General features: G+C 47.6%; 14 protein-coding genes. 8 read left to right on the top strand and 6 right to left on the bottom strand.

Annotated elements, in window-relative coordinates; all coding sequences use genetic code 11:
• Positions 1–69: 69 nt before the first annotated feature.
• Positions 70–3,051 carry a PAS domain S-box protein gene (locus tag QUA24_RS04505; RefSeq protein ID WP_333227557.1) on the bottom strand — a complete coding sequence of 994 codons (2,982 nt, stop codon included), beginning with the start codon at positions 3,049–3,051 and terminating at the stop codon, positions 70–72.
• A gap of 865 nt (positions 3,052–3,916) precedes the next feature.
• On the opposite strand from QUA24_RS04505, the gene trpD reads away from it, so the two are divergent.
• Positions 3,917–5,032 carry an anthranilate phosphoribosyltransferase gene (gene trpD / locus QUA24_RS04510; RefSeq protein WP_333227559.1) on the top strand — a complete coding sequence of 372 codons (1,116 nt, stop codon included), beginning with the start codon at positions 3,917–3,919 and terminating at the stop codon, positions 5,030–5,032.
• A 187-nt stretch (positions 5,033–5,219) separates the two neighbouring features.
• On the opposite strand, the gene QUA24_RS04515 is transcribed toward trpD, so the two are convergent.
• Complete coding sequence (locus QUA24_RS04515) at positions 5,220–5,684, bottom strand: retropepsin-like aspartic protease (protein WP_333227561.1); 465 nt, start codon at positions 5,682–5,684, stop codon at positions 5,220–5,222.
• Between the two features lie 505 nt (positions 5,685–6,189).
• Here QUA24_RS04515 and carA point away from each other — a divergent pair.
• The 5 genes from carA to QUA24_RS04540 all read left to right on the top strand — a co-directional run bounded on the left by carA (position 6,190) and on the right by QUA24_RS04540 (position 10,979).
• Positions 6,190–7,347, top strand: a complete 1,158-nt coding sequence (gene carA, locus QUA24_RS04520; RefSeq protein ID WP_333227563.1) for a glutamine-hydrolyzing carbamoyl-phosphate synthase small subunit — start codon at positions 6,190–6,192, stop codon at positions 7,345–7,347.
• 167 nt (positions 7,348–7,514) lie between these two features.
• On the top strand, positions 7,515–7,871 hold the full coding sequence (locus QUA24_RS04525; protein ID WP_333082737.1) for an STAS domain-containing protein: 357 nt from the start codon (positions 7,515–7,517) through the stop codon (positions 7,869–7,871).
• Between the two features lie 383 nt (positions 7,872–8,254).
• Positions 8,255–8,701: a ribonuclease III domain-containing protein gene (locus tag QUA24_RS04530; protein ID WP_333227565.1), complete on the top strand. Its 447-nt coding sequence runs from the start codon at positions 8,255–8,257 to the stop codon at positions 8,699–8,701.
• A 266-nt stretch (positions 8,702–8,967) separates the two neighbouring features.
• Positions 8,968–10,407, top strand: coding sequence for a 23S rRNA (guanosine(2251)-2'-O)-methyltransferase RlmB (rlmB, locus tag QUA24_RS04535; RefSeq protein ID WP_333227567.1), 1,440 nt, complete (start codon positions 8,968–8,970; stop codon positions 10,405–10,407).
• A 293-nt stretch (positions 10,408–10,700) separates the two neighbouring features.
• A complete protein-coding gene (locus QUA24_RS04540) occupies positions 10,701–10,979 on the top strand; it encodes a DUF1816 domain-containing protein (protein ID WP_333227569.1) in 279 nt (92 codons plus the stop codon).
• Positions 10,980–11,107: 128 nt separating this feature from the next.
• Here the strand turns inward: QUA24_RS04540 and QUA24_RS04545 are convergent, their stop codons facing one another.
• The 3 genes from QUA24_RS04545 to QUA24_RS04555 all read right to left on the bottom strand — a co-directional run bounded on the left by QUA24_RS04545 (position 11,108) and on the right by QUA24_RS04555 (position 13,965).
• Positions 11,108–11,944 (bottom strand): alpha/beta hydrolase, encoded by an 837-nt coding sequence (locus QUA24_RS04545; protein ID WP_333227571.1) that lies wholly within the window; start codon positions 11,942–11,944, stop codon positions 11,108–11,110.
• Between the two features lie 56 nt (positions 11,945–12,000).
• A complete protein-coding gene (locus QUA24_RS04550; RefSeq protein WP_333227572.1) occupies positions 12,001–13,302 on the bottom strand; it encodes a serine hydrolase in 1,302 nt (433 codons plus the stop codon).
• A gap of 207 nt (positions 13,303–13,509) precedes the next feature.
• Complete coding sequence (locus tag QUA24_RS04555; RefSeq protein ID WP_333082743.1) at positions 13,510–13,965, bottom strand: helix-turn-helix domain-containing protein; 456 nt, start codon at positions 13,963–13,965, stop codon at positions 13,510–13,512.
• Between the two features lie 1,092 nt (positions 13,966–15,057).
• Between QUA24_RS04555 and gatA the strand changes: the two genes are divergently transcribed.
• Together gatA and QUA24_RS04565 are read left to right on the top strand one after the other, a co-directional pair.
• Positions 15,058–16,518 carry an Asp-tRNA(Asn)/Glu-tRNA(Gln) amidotransferase subunit GatA gene (gatA, locus tag QUA24_RS04560; protein WP_333227574.1) on the top strand — a complete coding sequence of 487 codons (1,461 nt, stop codon included), beginning with the start codon at positions 15,058–15,060 and terminating at the stop codon, positions 16,516–16,518.
• A gap of 118 nt (positions 16,519–16,636) precedes the next feature.
• Positions 16,637–17,695 carry an alpha/beta fold hydrolase gene (locus QUA24_RS04565; RefSeq protein WP_333227576.1) on the top strand — a complete coding sequence of 353 codons (1,059 nt, stop codon included), beginning with the start codon at positions 16,637–16,639 and terminating at the stop codon, positions 17,693–17,695.
• Between the two features lie 104 nt (positions 17,696–17,799).
• Here the strand turns inward: QUA24_RS04565 and QUA24_RS04570 are convergent, their stop codons facing one another.
• On the bottom strand, positions 17,800–18,543 hold the full coding sequence (locus QUA24_RS04570; protein ID WP_333209205.1) for a pentapeptide repeat-containing protein: 744 nt from the start codon (positions 18,541–18,543) through the stop codon (positions 17,800–17,802).
• Between the last annotated feature and the right edge of the window lie 442 nt (positions 18,544–18,985).

Genomic DNA, 18,985 nt, shown 5'->3' on the forward strand with positions numbered 1-18,985 from the left:
CAGTCAACAGTCATCAGTCAACAGCCAACAGTCACAAATAAACAATAACCAATGACTAATGACTGCTGACTAAGGTTGTTCGATCGGCAATTCTATGATAAACTCGGCTCCGTGGCCGAGCGCAGACATGCAGCTCAGTTTGCCACCGTGTTCTTGGACCACTTTGTAGGAAATTGACAAGCCCAAACCGGTGCCTTTGTCGGCGGGTTTTGTGGTAAAAAAAGCCTCGAATAACTGCTGGGAAACTTCTTCTGGCATACCGGGGCCGTTGTCAGAAATCCTAATTACAGCATGGGAGTTTTGGACTTCTGTCCTAATTTTAATTTTGCTGCGGTTAGCTTTGACTTCGGCAACTGAACGCCCTTCGTTGTATTCCTCGATCGCGTCGATCGCATTTCCGATCAAATTCATAAATACCTGATTGATTTTCCCAGCATAACACTCAACCAAAGGCAAATTTCCATAGTCCTTAATTACCGCAATTTCGGGATAGTTACCTCTGGCTTTCAGGCGACTTTGCAGAATCAGCAACGTTCCTTCAATCCCTTCGTGCAGGTTAACTTTGCTCATTTGAGAATCGTCTTTGCGAGAGAAATTTCTGAGAGATCGCACGATTTCCCGAATGCGATCGGCCCCAACCTGCATCGAAGACATCGCTTTCGGCAAATCTTCTAGCAGAAACTCTAATTCGATATCCTTAATTTTATTTTGAATTGCTGCCGGCGGCTGCGGGCATTGCTGCTGGTACATATCGAGCAAATTCAGCAAATCTTCCGTGTAGTGGCCGACGTGAACGAGATTGCCGCAAACGCTGCTAACAGGATTGTTAATTTCGTGAGCAACACCGGCTACCATTTGACCGAGAGTAGACATTTTCTCAGTGTGAATCAATTGAGCTTGAGTTTGCTGCAATTCGTGCAAAGTATTTTCGAGTTGAAGTTTTTGTTGGGTCAACTCTGTTTGCGATCGCCGCAAAGCTTCTTCACTGCGTTTCTGCTCGGAAATGTCAGTAATTAACCCTTCCAAAGCTATCAATTCTCCCGAGTCGGAAAAAACTCCCAAACCTTGCTCCCAAACCCATTTTAATTCGCCATTTTTAGCAGTAATTCGGTAATTTAGCTGATAGGGTCGATTTTCTTGCAAAGCAACTTGCACAGCATTCCACAAATTCTCGCGATCGTCCGGGTGAGTCAATTCCGATATAGAAACTTCCCGAGTGCCGATAAATTCTTCAGGAGAATAGCCGGCTAACTGATAGCAACCTTCGCTGACAAACTCCATACTGCGATCGGCATCGTTGCGAAAACGGTAGGCCATTCCCGGCAGATTGCTCATCAGCGTCGCCAAGGCCCGCTGGCTTTCCCGTAGGGCTTCTTCGGCGTGTTTGCGATCGGTAATATCCGTCATCACCGCCAGCATACAGAGTTCGCCGTCCAAATTAATCAACTCTGCTGACAGCAAACATACCACCACCGATCCCGACTTCATCTGAAACTCGCATTCCTGATTGCGAACAACACCTTGTTCGTGCAAACTTCGCCTAAAATTAAGTCTGTCTTCAGGCCTTACCCAAATATTTAACCCCGGTACTGTATTCCAGGTCGTTTCTTCTAAATCGTAACCAGTCATCGACAAGAAACTATCATTAACTTCAATAAAACGACCCTCAGCAAAAGTAGTAATAATCATCGGATCAGGACTCGATCGAAAAGCCTTAGAAAACTTTTCTTCCGATAAACTCAACTTTTTAATAGCCTCTTCCAACTGACTTGTCCGCTCTTTAACCCGGCATTCCAATACCTCATTAGCCTGCTTCAATGCCTCCTCAGCCTGCACCCGATAAGTGATATCGCGCACCACGCCTTGCAGCCCAATTTTGCCGCCGATATCCATAGAAGTTAGCAGCACTTCCGCCGGAAACTCAGAACCATCCAAACGACGGTGCCGCCAGTCAAAACGGCAATTTCCCGAGCGCAGAGCCGTATTAATTCGCTCTTGAGAAAGACTCCTAGAATCTTGTCCATCCGGTTGCAACGGCGGGCTGAACTCCGAAGGATGCTTGCCGCAAAACTCCGACTCAGTGCTGCATCCAAATAAGTTTAAAGTAGCCGGATTGCAATCCAAAAAACCCTCTTCATCTAGCAGCATTACCGCATCAGTCGTCGATTCGTACAAAGTGCGAAACTTTTTTTCCGACGCCTGCAAAGAAGCAATCAACTGCATCTTTTCCTCAGCCGCCCGCTTTTGCTCAGTAATATCCTGCATTACTTGAGAAAAGCCCTGCAACTTTCCCCTTTCATCGCGCAAAGGAGTAACAATAATATTCGCCCAAAATCGCGATCCGTCTTTGCGAAGCCGCCAGCCTTCATTTTCGTATCGACCTTCTGCCACCGCCAGGATTAATTTTTCTTTGTGCTTGCCGATTTCAAGATCTTCTTTAGTGAAAAAACACTCCGAATTATTGCCGACTATTTCATGAGATCTGTATCCCAAAATGCGTTCTGCACCAGAATTCCAGCTAGCTACATACCCATCAGGATCTAACATAAATATAGCGTAATCCTTAACGCCTTCAATTATTAAGCGCAGGCGTTCTTCGCTTTCTCGAAGTGCAGATTCTGCTTGCTTTCGCTGGGTAATATCTTCTACAAAACCTTCGTAGTAGAGTAATTTTCCTGCTTCATCGCAGACAGCGCGCGCATTCTCAGCGATCCAAATTATTGTTCCGTCCCGCCGATAAATCTGCGACTCAAAATCCGATACGATGCCCTGTTCTTGCAAAGCAGAAACAAACTGATCGCGCCGATCGGGGTTGACGTAAAGCTGATCGCTGATATCAGTCAGAGAACCCATCAATTCTGCGGCGGAACTATATCCGTAAATGCGAGCCAAAGCTGGGTTAGCGCTGATGTAGCGACCGTCTTGGGTTGTTTGAAAAATGCCCGACACCGCATTTTCAAACATACTATAATATTTTGCTTCCATTTGGTGCAGTGCCTCCGCGACATTCAGGCATTCTATCGCTTTATTTCCTAGTTTTTGATTTCCCACTTTTGAATACCCTGCTCTTGTGTGTGAGTTGAATATTTTGGTCTACCGCCTGTTAAATTCGAGCCGTTAGTTAGGTTGAAAGATGGTGTGTCGCAGCCGGAGACGAGTGTGTTTATTCATCTGTCCTACGGGGCTGTTAGTTGTTAGTGGTTGCTGCCGAAAGTTGATTTGATCGGGTATTTATTTGAGGCTTGACTGGCTGTCACGATCGCATTGGCACATCGAACGACCTATGATGCAGGTGTTCTAGCAAAACCCGTTCCTTGAAATCTCCCTGAATATATTAGCCGTTGAATACCCTGAAATAAGTTAGTAGCAAGGAGGTTGTTACAATAATAAAAGGCAGCGACTTGTACAACCGCAAGACTCTATTTTTAGGATTTGGGTGAGAGTACGATCGACTCTTACCCGAAGCAACTAACCCGCCTGCAAGAGCTAAATGCTCGCTGTCCTTGCTGTCAGTCGATTTGAGATTTTAGATTAAAGTTGACTCCACAGATGAATCTGGGGCTCCCTAATGTCTAAAATTTTTTGGTCTCCACAACTCCTGTCGGAAACTTTTATCGGTCTTTGGGTGCTCTGAGTTACTGTTAAGTATTATTGCTGATAGATAATACAGCAGACTACTGGCAGTTGTACGATCTGGGGTTTCTATGTAAAGTTGGCACAACAATAGCGTAATTGTTGTATCAAAAAATTCATATTCTGCTACTGCAGGCGGAAAAATTCTGTAGCGGTGCTGGCATTTGAGCAAAAATCGAGGCCCGATCGCGCAAAATTTGATCGGCAAGTCTGGTAAAATCCCGATCGATTCTCGGTTTGGCCGCAAAGCTCGATCGGGCTAAATTTGACTAAAAACTAATAAATGACAGATTCTCCTCTCCTAGCAACGCCAGAGTTATCCCCTGCTTCCACCCAGACGGCAGATTCTCCTGTGTGGCCAGCCCTCCTGCAACAACTATTAGACAGACAATCTCTCTCACGCGCCCAAGCAGCCGACTTGATGCAGGGATGGCTAGCAGAAGCTATTCCCCCCGTCCTCTCAGGAGCAATTTTAGCGGCCATCCAAGCCAAAGGCATCTGGGCCCAAGAATTGGTAGGAATGGCTCAGGTATTGCATTCTCAGTCGCTTGCATGCGAGTCGGAGAGCGTTTTCAATCCCAAATCCTCAATCTCCAATCTCAAATTAATTGATACTTGCGGCACCGGCGGCGACGGCGCATCCACGTTTAACATTTCCACTGCTGTAGCTTTTGTGGCCGCCGCCGGCAAAGTTCGAGTCGCCAAACACGGAAATCGCTCCGCATCGAGCAAAGTGGGTTCTGCTGACGTGTTGGAAGCACTGGGAGTCAACCTCAACGCCGATCCGGCGAAGGTAAAAGCTGCCGTAGACGAAGTAGGCATCACCTTTTTATTTGCCCCTGGGTGGCATCCCGCACTTAAGGCTGTAGCGTCGCTCCGGCGCACTTTGAAGGTTCGGACTATTTTTAACCTATTAGGGCCCCTGGTCAATCCTATGCGCCCTACAGGGCAGGTAATTGGGGTGTTCGATCCTAGTCTGGTATCAACTATTGCTCAAGCTTTGGGCGAGTTGGGGACTGAGTTAGCTGTAGTCGTTCACGGCAGAGAAAAATTGGACGAGGCGGGGTTGGGTGATGTGACTGATTTGGCAGTTTTGTCGGGTGGTCAAGTGGAACTCACTACTTTAGACCCCCAAAAGGTAGGATTGACACCAAGTGCGATCGGCTCGTTAAAAGGCGGAAATGTTGAGGAAAACGCCGAGATTTTGCGGAACGTTTTGCAAGGCAAAGGTACGTCCGCACAAATGGATGTTGTAGCTTTGAATGCGTCTTTGGCTTTGCAGGTGGGAGGTGCAATTCCTATGGGTTCTCACGCAGCAGGAGTTTCTATGGCTAAGGACATTTTATTGAGCGGTGAATCTTGGTTGAAGTTGCAGCAGTTGATTGAGTTTTTGAAATGAAGGAAGTTCGGCAACGGATTTTGTAACGGATGTAACGGATGTAACGGATGTAACGGATGGAAGAAGGATGAAGGAAAAAGGAAAAAGGAAGAAGGAAGAAGGAATTTTTGGTTTTAAGTGACCAAGAGTAAAAATTATTTAATTCTAAATTTTTCTTTACTTCTTCCCTCGGACTTCTTCGTTTTTTTTAAGAGCGCGATCGAAATTCAATGACATCTTGCTTAATAGTCACATCTTTATTACCAAAAAAGTCGTGACCCAACAGTCCGATATCTAGGGATGGCGAGACGGCCACAACCACATTGTTAACTGCCAGACCACCTGCTTCCATAGAAGTCAGGCGACCGAGGGGAAAAGTAGCCACTCCGTTGGGAGTTTGTGCTTTTACTGTTCCCTGGAGAACAACGCCCAAGGCTTTAGCCATTGCTGGTGTAATTACTGTGCCACTAGCTCCAGAATCTACCATCATCTCGAACTTTTGTTTGCCGTTAAACGTGACTTCTATGACGGGGATATTAGCCTCTCGCCGTTTGATTTTTGCCTGAAACACTCCCGACTTTGCCGCCGCCGAAGTGGTAGGCGTCAATTCTTCGGGGAGAAAACCGCAGACTGATTGGCTGAGGTTGAGGGTTCGGCCTGACGAGTTCCGCATGAAGCATCCCTCACTTTCTTGAGCCACTGCTCGCGAGGAGTTGGCAACAGTCCCTATTAAAATTGAACTGCTCAGAGAAATAACTGTTGTTACAACCAGTAACGGTTTGCACTGTTTTTGAGAGTTCAGTAGATGCTTGTATAAGTTTGAGAGTAAAGGCAAGGGAGATTTACTAGCCATAGTTTCGTTAAACGCTGTAGCTCGATCGTAACAGCGACAACTGCCTTTTGGTATAGATATAGAATTTTCGCCCCCATCCTAAGCTGCTGGCAGATCAATTGCTGACCGAGAGGAAGATGGAGAGACTAGGAGATGCCGAGGGTGGGGATTGGGAGAATTTGCACTTGCTGCTGCTTTTTGATTACCTGTTGCTTCTGCCTCGGCCCTAGGTGTCTTGCTTTTCCGAACCCTTGCACAAATTAAAATAATATCTGTATATTGCCGACTAGCATCAAATCCCTGGCAGTGGTAAGAATGAAACCAAACGAAAGTAATTAAGGATGCCATGTCACTTTCAACTGCACAACCCGCTCTCCTAGTCCTGGCTGACGGTACTGCTTACCGCGGCTGGTCGTTTGGCGCTGACGCCACCGTCGTTGGCGAGGTAGTATTTAATACGGGAATGACGGGCTACCAAGAAGTATTGACCGATCCCAGCTATTGCGGTCAAATTGTAACTTTTACTTATCCAGAATTGGGCAATACCGGGGTAAATCTCGAAGACGAAGAATCCTCGCGCCCGCAAATTCGGGGTGCGATCGCCCGGAACGTATGCAGCCGCCCCAGCAACTGGCGCTGCTCGCAATCTCTGCAAGACTACCTAAAACAGTACGATATCCCCGGAATTTACGGGATCGACACCCGCGCCCTCACTCGCAAAATTCGCACGGTGGGAGCGATCAACGGTGGCATTTCGACCACGATTCTCGACCAGGCAGAGCTTTTGGAGCTAGTACAAGACGCCCCCAGCATGGACGGGCTGAATCTAGTCCAGGAAGTCACCACCCGCAAGGTTTACGAGTGGTCTGAAGCCACGGACTCGGTTTGGGAGTTCAGTCCTACAGTCAAACCTGCTAACGGCAAAATGTGGACGGTGGTAGCGCTAGACTTTGGGATTAAGCGCAACATCCTGCGGCGTCTGGCGAGTTACGGGTGTCGGGTCATCGTTGTCCCCGCTGACACATCGCCGGAGGAAATTCTCAAATACAACCCGGACGGCATTTTTCTGTCCAACGGCCCTGGAGATCCGGCGGCGGTAACGGAAGGGATAGCGACTGCGAAAGCTTTATTAAAGTCGGACAAACCCGTATTCGGCATCTGCATGGGACACCAAATTTTGGGACTTTCCTTGGGTGCAGAAACTTTTAAACTTAAGTTCGGCCATCGGGGATTGAATCATCCAGCGGGTTTAACTGAGCAAATAGAAATTACTAGCCAAAATCATGGTTTTGCGATCGACCCCGATTCCCTAGCCCCCGAAGTAGAGATTACTCATCTCAATTTGAACGATCGCACCGTAGCCGGATTGAAGCATAAAACTCTGCCACTGTTCTCAGTGCAGTACCACCCAGAAGCCAGTCCGGGCCCGCACGACGCCGACTATTTATTCGATCGATTCGTGCAGTCAATGCGAGACAATCAGAAAGTAGCCAGCAGTAAGTAGTCAGCACTCAGCAGTCATTAGTCAGTAGTCATCAGAGGCTGTTTGTGTCGATCGCTTCTGACTAATGACTCATAACTAAAAAACTGTAGACAAAAAACCAAAAAACTCCTATAATGAAGCCTCGACTTTAAGCCATATCTAGCTAGGAGGGTGTCATTTCTGAGTCATTGACCCTGACCGTTAGCCTCAGAGGCACTCGCGAAGTCAGGAATAACTGTCAGTTATTTCGCCTGACGGGCCTGCTGGACGCTTTTTCTGAGGCCACTTTTCGGAAGGTAATAAGCAAATGTATTGACGACGGCCCAAAACACGTAATTTTGGACTTGTCTCAGATAGACTTTGTGGATAGTTCAGGCTTGGGCGCACTTGTGCAACTTGTCAAAAAAGCCCAAACCTTGGAAGGGACATTGCAAATTGTCTCAAATCCCCGCGTAACTCAGACTGTTAAACTGGTTCGCTTAGAGAAATTTTTGTCTTTGCAGCCTTCGGTTGATGAGGCGGTAAAAAACGTCAAGGATGCTTGACGCCAAAGTGAGTTAAATTAGCTATCCGGTTCTCAACGCTGGATAGCAAATTTTTATTTTTGTGCTGGTAAAACAATACCTATTTTCCCAGAAGCTGCGACACGCGCCAGCCGCTATTTCCCCGATGCTTAGAGTTTCGGTGGATGGGCAGTAAAATATGTGTGGCAAACACGCGGAAAAATGGTATAAAAATTAGAGCATCCCGATTTGGTAAAAAGCCTTTTTTAGGAGTGCGATCGTCGCGCCAAGCTTTGCCTATATATCTCGCTTCGTGCTCTGAAAGCGAACAGTCCTGTAAAAGCTATAATTGCGGAAGTGACGAAAGACGAAATAAGTAAGTAACTAGAAAAACCAAGCTGTGCGGAAGTTTTATTTAAAAAAGTATGTCGCCGATCGCAGATGACGGACTCAAACTGAGTCTGACGGATATCAGTTTAAATCGAGTGCATCCTGCGAGGGCTACACCAGCAGAAATAGAAAGAATTTCGCCTGCAGCCTGGGCATATTTGGGAGATGCAGTGTACGAACTCTACGTTCGGAGTTCGTACTTAGTGCCACCCAGAAGATTGCAAGCTTATCACGAATTAGTGGTGGGGCAAGTACGAGCCGAAACTCAAGCGCGTCATTTGCGATCGATCTCTCCTTACTTGAACAGTACAGAATTAGCAATTGTCAAGCGCGGCCGCAATGCTGCAGCGGGCCGTTCTAAGCGAGCAGATCCAGAGATATACCAACAAGCCAGCAGCTTAGAAACTTTGATCGGATATTTGTATCTCACCGATCCCGAAAGATTGACCGAACTTCTGGCACTTTTAGATCTTGAGACTTAAAGGATGATTTAGCAGTTAAGAGTTGGGAATGGGGAGGGATGAGTTAACCATCCTGGCCCGGCTAACATAAAACCGCAAAAATCTCGATCGACAAAACAGGATTGATCAGTTATTAACTAGCAATTTGAACACAGCAAAATCCTTGCTCCCTCGCTAGACTATCTCAAATCTCAAAGCCCAAAGATTGCTCCCTCAATCAAGAATCTCACATCTACAACCTACAATCGACTAGCCTTCAGCCCAAACATTTTGACCACAAGAAACCAATGAGAAAATTTACCAAACCAAACTTTTCGCGGTCCAATTCCGACAGCAAGCCATTCAAAAGCGAAGGCCGCCGTCAGGACTCACAACCATCCTCTCCCCGCTTTGAACGCAAGCCCCGTCCCGATACTCGCGGAGTAGACGCGCCTCAAAAGCGATCGACCTTTGCCCCGCAATCGCGAGAAATGCCCGTGAGAGCAATTTTCAAACGGAGAGTCGATTCCGACAGCCAACCGGAAATTCGCAGAAATAATCATTTCAAAGACAGAGACAGCAGCCCGCAGGAATCCAGGGGCAATTATTACCAAGACAGAGACAGAGATAGCAGCCCGCAGCCGGCCCGCAACAATTTCCGAGACAGAGACAGAGACAGAGACAGCAGCCCGCAGCCGGCCCGCAACAATTTCCGAGATAGAGACAGAGACAGCAGCCCGCAGCCGACCCGCAACAATTTCCGAGACAGAGACAGAGACAGCAGCCCGCAGCCGGCCCGCAACAATTTCCGAGACAGAAACAGAGACAGCAGCCCGCAGGAATCCAGGGGCAATTATTACAAAGACAGAGACAAAGACAATAGCCCGCAGGAATTCCGGGGCAACCATTTCAGAGACAGAGACAAAGACAGAGACACTCGCCCTGTTGACACTGCCTCCAATACAGTCGTGCAACCAGACGCAGACACAGACGACATGATTTACGGCCGCCATGCGGTACAAGCAGCTTTAGAAACAAACCAAGTCCTCAACCGGATCTGGGTTGTTCCCCACCTGCGCTACGATCCCCGCTTTCATAGCTTGCTAACCGAAGCCAAAGCCAACGGCAGCATTATTGACGAAGTTGACGATTTGCGCCTCGACTACATCACGCGCAAAGCAAACCACCAAGGCGTAGCCGCCCAAGTATCAGCTTACGAATACCTGGATTTGAGCGAACTGATCGCAAAGGCTAAGTCGGCTTGCGAAGATCCAGTAATTGTGGTGGCAGAAGGACTCAACGACCCGCACAATCTAGGGGCGATCATTCGCACCGCAGAAGCATTGGGATCTCAGGGCATGGTGATTCCGCAGCGGCGGGCTGTTGGGATTACCTCGGCAGTGAGAAAAGTGGCAGCAGGGGCATTGGAAAGCCTGCCCGTGGCGAGGGTTGTCAATCTTAACCGGGCGCTGGAAGAACTCAAAGAGGCTGGATTCTGGATTTATGGCACTGCAGCAGGCGTCGGTCAATCTATAGAGACAGTCAAGTTCTCCGGGCCCACTGTTTTAGTGGTGGGTGGTGAAGCTGACGGTTTGAGCCTTTTGATACAGCGCGGATGTGACGGATTAGTTTCAATTCCTTTAAGGGGCCATACTCCTAGCCTGAATGTCTCGGTAGCAACGGGGATGGCTTTATACGAAATTTACCGTCAGCGCGGGCCCAAAAAGTTTCACGTACACGGATCGTAAAGGTGCTTGAAAAAAAGAGCACAACAGAGTAGTTTATTGTGGATGCCGCCCAGAATTGAGTGGCACCACACCCGGAACAAGTAAGGATAGCCGATCGACTGTCGTTACTTGTTCATGCGAAAGTAGAAGGGGCCTAGCCCCTACGTTCAAACAAGAATTCGACACCCATCTATTTAGATATATTTAAATAGGTTTGGATCGGTTCTTGGCAGCAGTCAGCCACGTGTAAATAACAAAAGCCTAGGCGTGTTCGCAGCACCCAGAAAACACCGTCAAATACATTAGAAAAGCAGATGAAAGAATTCTTGATTAGCTTGCTCAACTTTTTCGGATTGGCTTGGTGGGTTGAAGTTAAAACTTCAGCGCCGCGGTGCATTTACTATTTTGGCCCGTTCTTAACCGATGGAGAGGCGGAAGCTGCAAAAGCAGGATATGTAGAAGACATAGAAAATGAAGGGGCAGAAGGTGTTAGTGTTTCGATTCACCGCTGCAAACCAATTACTTTGACGGTTGCAGAAGATTTGGGAAAGCTTGGTGATGGAGGGCTGTGGCCGGTTTTGAGCAGTCAGTAGAAACAGGGGAGTTTTGAGTTTTGAGAGGCCTACGCTTCCCTCGCAACGCTGTGCTGTTTTGAGTTGTGAGTTGTAACTTCAAAACACTTGACTGTTGGGTGATAAATTGCTTGTGACACACTCAAAACTCAACACTCGCAATTGCCAACTGCTTCGGGATGACTCTCAATCCAGCGATCAATGTCTGCGATTACCCGATCGGGAATTTCCCATGGGAACAAGTGGGCTGTATTGGGATAACACTGCCACTGACAGTCGTGCAGATGGCGGGCGGTTTCTAGACTGGATGCTGAGGTGATGTGCCGATCGGCCTCTCCGGCCAACACCAAGCTGGGACATTGAATGTCGTTAAGGTGCAGCAGTCGATCGTATCCAGCCCTCAGAGCGGTATTTAACGCCTTGGTGGCAGTGTTGGAAGTCTTGAGGTAGGCGGGGGTACCTGCCTGTGCTAAGTAGCGGTAAGGGGTGGCGTTATGCTGCTGTATCAAGTAGCGAAAGAGCGATCGCCTCGCAAAAGTATCAATATTCCACTGCCAACCGGGTATCGCCCAATTGATAATTCCGGCTAAACCGGTGTAAAGGTTATCTTGCCAAGAGATGGGAGGGTGACTTCCTCGCGGTTTGGCTGCGGATGCGAGTAGAATCAAACCTGTAACTCGCTGGGGATATTTCATGGCTAATTCCAGGGCTAAAATCCCTCCCAAAGACCATCCGATCACCAAACACCGCTCGACTCCTAATCGGTCTAAAAGTGCTTCTAAATCCACCAGATGATCGGTCATTTCAAAGAAAGTTGAGGTGCGACTGTTGCCGTAGCCGCGCAAGTCTGGGGCGATCGTCTGGAAGCGTTTTGATAAGTGTTCTGTGAATACCGACATACAATCGCCGGAACCTGGATGGCCGTGCAAGCAAAGAATCGGAAATCCCTTGCCTTCGACGGAAACACTGAGTTGTTGATGCGGCATTTTTTAACTGTTTGGGCGGTGCGTTGTCCCCCGCTATAAATTGTACATTCCAGCGGTTAAAAGCTGGGGTTTCGGACCATGTAATCGGCAATTTTAGAAATAGACTGGCGCATTTGTAGCTCGCCGCTGCGGCTGTCAATCACAGTAATCACATAGGCCTCGTCGTCAATGCTCATCGCCAAAGTTGTGCCGAGTACCCAGGAATTTTGACCGGTTTTTTCCCCCAACCACTGAGCTTTAGTTCCTTCCAAGGCAGCAAATCCCAGAGCGTGATCGTACTGGCGGTTGAGAGTTTCTATTAACAGTTTAGCACCGGGTGTTTCGCCGTTGTAAATTTGCACCATCATTTCGGTGAGTTCGTTAGCAGTCACGCGGTTGCGACCCGAACCGGGGTTGGAGGGCATAATTCTTTCCCCCATCAACTTGAAGTTGACGCGGGTTACTTCGTAGCCGCTATTATCTAAATATTGATTGATGTAATCCGAACCTAAATAATCGATTAGTTGATTGGTGGCGATATTGCTGCTGCGATAGATCATTTCTTCTAACAGTAGCTGTAGCGGATAATTGCGATTGGACCTAATCTTTGCCGATGCGTCTTCGGTAAAATTACCGCGAGTGACTAATACTTCCTGGTTCAGACTAATTTTTTCTTTATCGACTTTTTGCATCAGGGCGACAGCAATCGGCAATTTAATTAAGCTGGCTGGACTGACAGGAGGTACATCGCCCCGCAGGTTTACGCATTCTCTAGAAAGGTTGCAAATACCGATCGAAGCTTGAGCCGACAAACCGCTTTCTCGGGCAAGCACACCCAAGAAATCAGATTTTGCTTGCTGCACTTGAAAGGTTGCTGCTGTTAAATTTTCCCGGTATTCTTGAGTTTTTGAGGCAGTGAGGGAAGCTAAAAATGAATTTTGAGGAACTTCCTCCAAGTTGTTGAGGGCCTGATGCCAGAAAAATTGAGTTTGCTGCGAATATTCGATCGACTTATTTGGCTGCCGTTTAGTTTCTACGGCTCTGTTGGCTAAACGGACTGCTTGCTGTAAGTTGTCGTTAGCCCTCTGTTCTACTAATATTTGAGCTTCCACCGCTTGCAACTGCTGTAGCAGTTGTTCTTGAGGATTAGCCGCGAAGGGAACTAAGCCGGAAAGGATGGTTGGTTCTGGGGAGGGAGATGAGGGTTGTTCTAATTCGGTGATCAGCCCATCGCGAATTTTGTAGAGTTCGTCGAGGGAACGCGGGTTAGATGATTGAGAGAATGAACTTGCGATGGTTAACATCTGAACCAGTCCAATGCCGGCTACTACTGCCGCCATCTTGTTGGCGATCGACAAAAAACACCTAATATCTCGCATATTTAACATCCTCAACACCACCACATTCAATATAAGCAGCTATTGTTACATCAGTCAAAGGGTTTTAGATTTTAGATTTTAGATTGAAGAACAAATCTAAAATTTAAAATCTAAAATGGTTTTGATCGCGCCAATGTGGCCAAATAACCAAAATAAAGGGAGCGATCGCACCAAAGCGCTCAACCCCCTTTAAATATTGCGAACTATCTACTTTCTGCGCCGCCGTCGCCAGTCAGCACCCAACCGCTTGAGGTAATCCCAGCCGCGTTGGGGCCAGACATGATCGCTACCAATCTTTTCGGCAATCCAGCGAGCGACTTTGGGGCCTGTCCAGTCTCCGCCGTCGGGGGCAGGGCCTTGCAGCGCTTGTCGCAGTTCTTCTTGCTGTTCTGGATTCAGCAAGGATTTTGCAGGAGGGGGCTGGCGGTCTCCGCTGCGATTTCTCACAGAGTTAGGCCCTTCTCGGTTGTAGCGCTGGACAATTTCTTTGGCGTAGTCGTAGTTGAGTCCTACGACTTGGGCTGCTTGTTTGATAGTCCAATTTCGGGACACTAACAGCAGCAAGTGCCAGCGGCGCGACTCTGTGGTGTTTTGTGCCTGCCGGTAGCGAATTTTGAGTTCCTCTGCCGTCAGGTGGGATTCTAAGTGAGCTTTAGGTGGCATTCCTCCAACGGGGCATCGGGAACTTCTTACCATATATCTTGGGTTTTGGGGATAATTCCGGATGAAATTATTTTCCTGGGGATCGATCGGGCAAATAAGTAGCTTTTTTTACCGCAGATGCACGCAGCTAGTCGCAATTGAGGAAGGACTGCTGTTTTTTTGCAGGTGCGCGCAACAGGAGACCACGGCGTGGCGGTGAGCGTTCCCAGCTTTTTTGTGAACCCCAGATTTCTGACAGGCTTGTTGACCTCTGGCACAGGGGGCGTGGATCGGAAAAGGTCGATCGCTATTTTCTTCGATCGGGCAGCGGCCCTTAATTCACTCGGCTGAATGATAACTTTTAGTCATTTTTGACTAAAAAAGTATTCTTCATAATCTGACCCTAATTATTAGGCTATATACCGCCATAATCTAATCTTTTATTATCATATTTTTTTATGTTAAGTTTATTTATTTATAGATTTACAGAAGATTAATCTTCTGTAAAGTCAGCTTAAATGCTGCTAATTATGCTCTTCAAAATAACTTAAGCCTAATAAACAAATATGTATTGTGAACTATAATAGTCTGAACATTCCCCGGAATAAAGCATTCATAATTGGGAATTAGTTTATTTTCTATGCCGTCTTTTTCTTTCCTAAATACTGGGTTGCGTCGAAGAGAAGCTAGCTTCTATCTAATATTTGAGAATTTAGATTGCAGAATTGGGAATGACTAATTTCCTAATGATTGTGATCTTGCATACACATTCTTGGAGGCAGAACCTAATTATGTAGGGGTCTCATTGCACACATTACCCCTTCCTCAGATAATTCGCGCGTCCAACCACTTGTTGCATAAGTTTTGATACAGTTGCATTCTTGGTTTGTTAAAAGATGAGGTAAAAAACTCGATCGCTATTTTGTGTTCGGTGGGATTTGGGGAATTTAATCTATTGTAGATAAAATGACCTATCGCCCGTTAGCGGAGTCCTCTTTGAGGCTCGAACTTTCGCCACAAAAATAGCCGACTTTGCCTTCGGGCTGTAAGCAGGTACAATTGCCAGTTATATTAACTGTATTGTCTCAAAGTAGAAATAATAAAGGTACGAGCATGGCATCCATCCGCGAGTTGCACCGACAACTGGTCAATAAAGAACGCTCTGCTGTGGAAATTACTCAAGAAGCATTAGACCGAATTACCCAGCTAGAGCCGAAGTTGAAAAGCTTTCTGTGCGTGACGGCAGACAGCGCACTGGCGCAGGCCCATAAAGTGGATGCCCAAATCGCAGCCGGAGAGCAAATTGGCCTGTTGGCCGGCATCCCGATCGCCGTTAAAGATAATATGTGCACCGAGGGCGTTCCCACAACCTGCGCCTCTCGGATTTTGGAGAATTTTGTGCCTCCCTACGATGCAACCGTCGTCTCCAAACTCCAAGCAGCCGGTGCGGTGATTGTGGGTAAGGCGAATATGGACGAGTTTGCAATGGGGAGCTCGACAGAAACTTCTGCTTATCAAGTTACCGCGAATCCTTGGGACTTGGAGCGCGTGCCCGGAGGGTCTTCTGGCGGTTCTGCCGCAGCGGTAGCCGCTGGAGAATGCGTCGTGAGTTTGGGTTCGGATACTGGGGGCTCAATCCGCCAACCTGCTGCTTTTTGCGGGTTGGTGGGGCTGAAACCAACTTATGGGTTGGTTTCTCGCTACGGTTTGGTGGCCTATGCTTCTTCTCTCGATCAAATCGGGCCCTTTGGCCGGACTGTTGAGGATACGGCGATTTTGTTGGGGGCGATCGCCGGTTATGATCCGAGAGATTCCACGAGTCTTAATGTCCCAATTCCTGACTACGCTCAAGCTTTAAGACCCAGTTTGCGACCCAAGGGTCAAATTAGAATTGGTGTAATTAAAGAAACTTTTGGTGTAGGGCTCGACTCGGGGGTTAAAGACGCTGTTACTAAGGCGATCGAGCAATTTCAACAATTGGGCGCAGAAATTCAAGTCATTTCTTGTCCCCGGTTCCGCTACGGTTTACCCACTTACTACATCATTGCTCCCTCGGAAGCTTCGGCAAATTTGGCGCGATATGATGGAGTGAAGTACGGTTTCCGATCTCCAGACTCCGATAATCTTTTGGATATGTATACCAAAACCCGCTCTCAGGGGTTCGGTGCGGAAGTTAAACGCCGGATTGCGATCGGCACTTACGTATTGTCGGCTGGATATTACGATGCCTATTATCTAAAAGCTCAAAAAGTTCGGACGTTGATTAAAGAAGACTTTGAAAAAGCTTTTTCTCAAGTTGATGTTTTAGTCTGTCCCACTGCTCCTACTACCGCATTTAAGGCAGGCGAAAAATTCAATGACCCCCTGAGTATGTATTTGTCAGATTTGATGACTATTCCCGTGAATCTTGCTGGTTTGCCAGCTTTGAGTTTGCCCTGCGGATTTGATGATAAAGGACTGCCCGTGGGTATACAACTGATTAGTAATGTTTTGCAAGAATCTCGGTTGTTTCAAGTGGCTCACGCTTACGAACAGTCTACGAATTGGCACTTACACCACCCGGAATTGCATTAATTTTTGAAAATCGGCGGAATACGGTGGCGGAAGTTAGTAATCGATCTTGGCTAATTGTCTGAATTAATAATTTGCCATTAGCTTTTGAGCGATCTCTAATTTCCCGCGTGCTCTATCTATGAACAATTTGCTAGTATTCCTTTTGTCTAAATCGCTAATAGCTTTTGGGATAGTTTTGGCCGTTGCTTATTCTGCTGCTTGTGTATTCCTATTTGTAGCGCAAGGTAAGTTTATCTTTTTTCCTGCGCGGGCGATCGAAACTACGCCAGATGATTTTCAGTTGAAATATCAAGATGTCTGGCTGCCAATTTCAACTAAAACAGGCGCGGTTGACAGCGTGCACGGGTGGTGGATTCCTGCCTCGGAAAATCCCCCCAGCCCCCCCTTAGCAAGAGGGAGAGCAAGAAAGGGAGAGGCTGTTCCCTCTGTTAACACCGGAGACTCGGATAGCCCCCCCGGCCCCCCCTTGCCAAGGGGGGGAGCTAGAGGAGTCGGAACGTCCCCGCAAAGTGATAGACCGACAGTTGCTCCGCTTCCCCCCCTTAACAAGGGGGGGTTAGGGGGGGTAGTTTTGTACCTGCACGGCAATGCTTCAAATGTGGGTTCAAATGTCGAACACGCTCATCGATTTCATGGATTAGGTTTGTCGGTATTTGTGATGGATTATCGTGGTTATGGAAAAAGCCAGGGCGATTTTCCCAGTGAATCTCAGGTTTATGAGGATGCTCAACTTGCTTGGGATTATTTGGTGAAACAGCGGGGGATTAACCCGAATCAAATTTATATCTACGGTCATTCTTTGGGAGGGGCGATCGCGATCGATCTAGCCGTGCGTCACCCGGAGGCGGCAGGGGTAATTGTAGAAGGCTCTTTTACTTCGACGCGGGCGATGGTGAATTTCCAAAAAGGGCTGTTTTGGATGTTTCCGATCGATTTTTTGCTGACACAGCGGTTTGATTCTCTTTCAAAAGTCGATCGCCTGCAAATGCCCGTGCTGTTTATTCACGGAACTGCTGACAATGTAGTTCCAGTGGAAATGACCAAAAAACTGTTTGATGCAGCACCTGAACCCAAACAGCTTTACATAGTTCCTGATGGAGGTCACACTAATGTGGCACAGATCGGGGGCGCAGAATATCTGCAAATACTGAGCCAATTTTTAGGTTCTTCAAAGTAGATAAAAGCTATTGGCGGTAACAGGTTAAGTTTGATATCTGTACCGCCTGCTCGCACTTCTAACAGTAGATATCTAAAGCGGAGTAGTTATCCCGATGATACCGCTTAGTATAACCTTAATACATTCAGCCACCAGTCATTCACGGCATAGCAATAATTGCAATAATTGTTCGTACTTATAGCTTGTTCTTTCTTAACTTCGCAGCCGCGCCGAGATGTTTTTCGATCCGGCATCCGGGCGCCGCAGAGATTGGCACCTGTGAGATTAGTTTTGTTCAACCTCGCATCCCTCAAGTCTGCCGATCTAAGGTCGGCACCGCTGAGATTTGCACCGCTTAAATCGGCTTCTTGGAGGTCGGCACCGGTGAGATTTGCACCGCTTAAATCAGCATTTCTCAGGTCGGTTCTATTTAGTTTAGCAGCGCTCAAATTACTGCATTTTAAGTTAGCCAACTGGAGGGATGCGCCTCGCAGGAAACTCTCGCTGAGGTTGGCATTTTCTAAGTTGGCTCCCCTGATGTCTGCCCTGCTCATATCGGCTTTGCTGAGGTCGGCGTCAGCCAAAAAGGCGTTTCTCATGTTGGCGTGGTTTAAATTAGCTTCCATTAAATCAGCCGCAGTCAAATCGGCATCAACTAAGTCGGCCCTGTTGAGAGTGGCGCGGCTCAAGGAAGCGCCAAACAAATCTGCACGGCTCAAGGAAGCGCCAAATAAGTCGCATCCGGGACATCCTCTGGTTTCTAGCAGCCGCTTGACTAGAGACAGATTTTGAGCTTGCAAGGGAAGTGCGGCGCAAAATGGGAGTAGCATTATCGCTGCAGTCAGAATTTTCAGTTGGATTTTGGTCATAGTTTGGGTAAGTCCTGTAACTGCCTTTCATCACCGATTTGTCTGCTGGACTTACGCGCGCGGGGTGAAAAACCCGGTTTCCTCGTTAATTTCTCGCTGTCAAACGCAATATTCTTAGCAGAAACCGGGTTGTTTGCCCAAGTCCTAGTCTAGTGGATGGACGCGCCTCGACGGTGTAAGGTTCGATCGCGCTCACGAGTCCGGATATTACTTACGCCTTTGGGATGAGAGCGCGCCTCAAGGCTCCCTTGCAGCGAACAGCGAACTGCCGGAGTCCCTGAATACCAGGGATTTTGGAGCTTGCGACGGCTGCGGCAAGTGGTTGACTCCGACAGCGCATAAGTATTTGTAATCGATGCAGTGGGATTTTGCTGCGGAGGGTGATCGTTCTCCGTACAGGCGATCGGTAAATAAGCCAATTGGCTTAGACTCTTAAGACATA

It is taken from the genome of Microcoleus sp. Pol12B5, from assembly GCF_036701335.1.
Classification (GTDB): domain Bacteria; phylum Cyanobacteriota; class Cyanobacteriia; order Cyanobacteriales; family Microcoleaceae; genus Microcoleus.

Bases quoted from the DNA above. Each gene is read 5' to 3' on its own strand.
- carA (WP_333227563.1), top strand. From the start codon at position 6,190: ATGTCACTTTCAACTGCACAACCCGCTCTCCTAGTCCTGGCTGACGGT.
- QUA24_RS04545 (WP_333227571.1), bottom strand. From the start codon at position 11,944: ATGCCGCATCAACAACTCAGTGTTTCCGTCGAAGGCAAGGGATTTCCG.
- QUA24_RS04565 (WP_333227576.1), top strand. From the start codon at position 16,637: ATGAACAATTTGCTAGTATTCCTTTTGTCTAAATCGCTAATAGCTTTT.
- QUA24_RS04550 (WP_333227572.1), bottom strand. From the start codon at position 13,302: ATGCGAGATATTAGGTGTTTTTTGTCGATCGCCAACAAGATGGCGGCA.
- rlmB (WP_333227567.1), top strand. From the start codon at position 8,968: ATGAGAAAATTTACCAAACCAAACTTTTCGCGGTCCAATTCCGACAGC.
- QUA24_RS04540 (WP_333227569.1), top strand. From the start codon at position 10,701: ATGAAAGAATTCTTGATTAGCTTGCTCAACTTTTTCGGATTGGCTTGG.
- QUA24_RS04570 (WP_333209205.1), bottom strand. From the start codon at position 18,543: ATGACCAAAATCCAACTGAAAATTCTGACTGCAGCGATAATGCTACTC.
- QUA24_RS04555 (WP_333082743.1), bottom strand. From the start codon at position 13,965: ATGCCACCTAAAGCTCACTTAGAATCCCACCTGACGGCAGAGGAACTC.
- QUA24_RS04530 (WP_333227565.1), top strand. From the start codon at position 8,255: ATGTCGCCGATCGCAGATGACGGACTCAAACTGAGTCTGACGGATATC.
- trpD (WP_333227559.1), top strand. From the start codon at position 3,917: ATGACAGATTCTCCTCTCCTAGCAACGCCAGAGTTATCCCCTGCTTCC.
- gatA (WP_333227574.1), top strand. From the start codon at position 15,058: ATGGCATCCATCCGCGAGTTGCACCGACAACTGGTCAATAAAGAACGC.
- QUA24_RS04515 (WP_333227561.1), bottom strand. From the start codon at position 5,684: ATGCGGAACTCGTCAGGCCGAACCCTCAACCTCAGCCAATCAGTCTGC.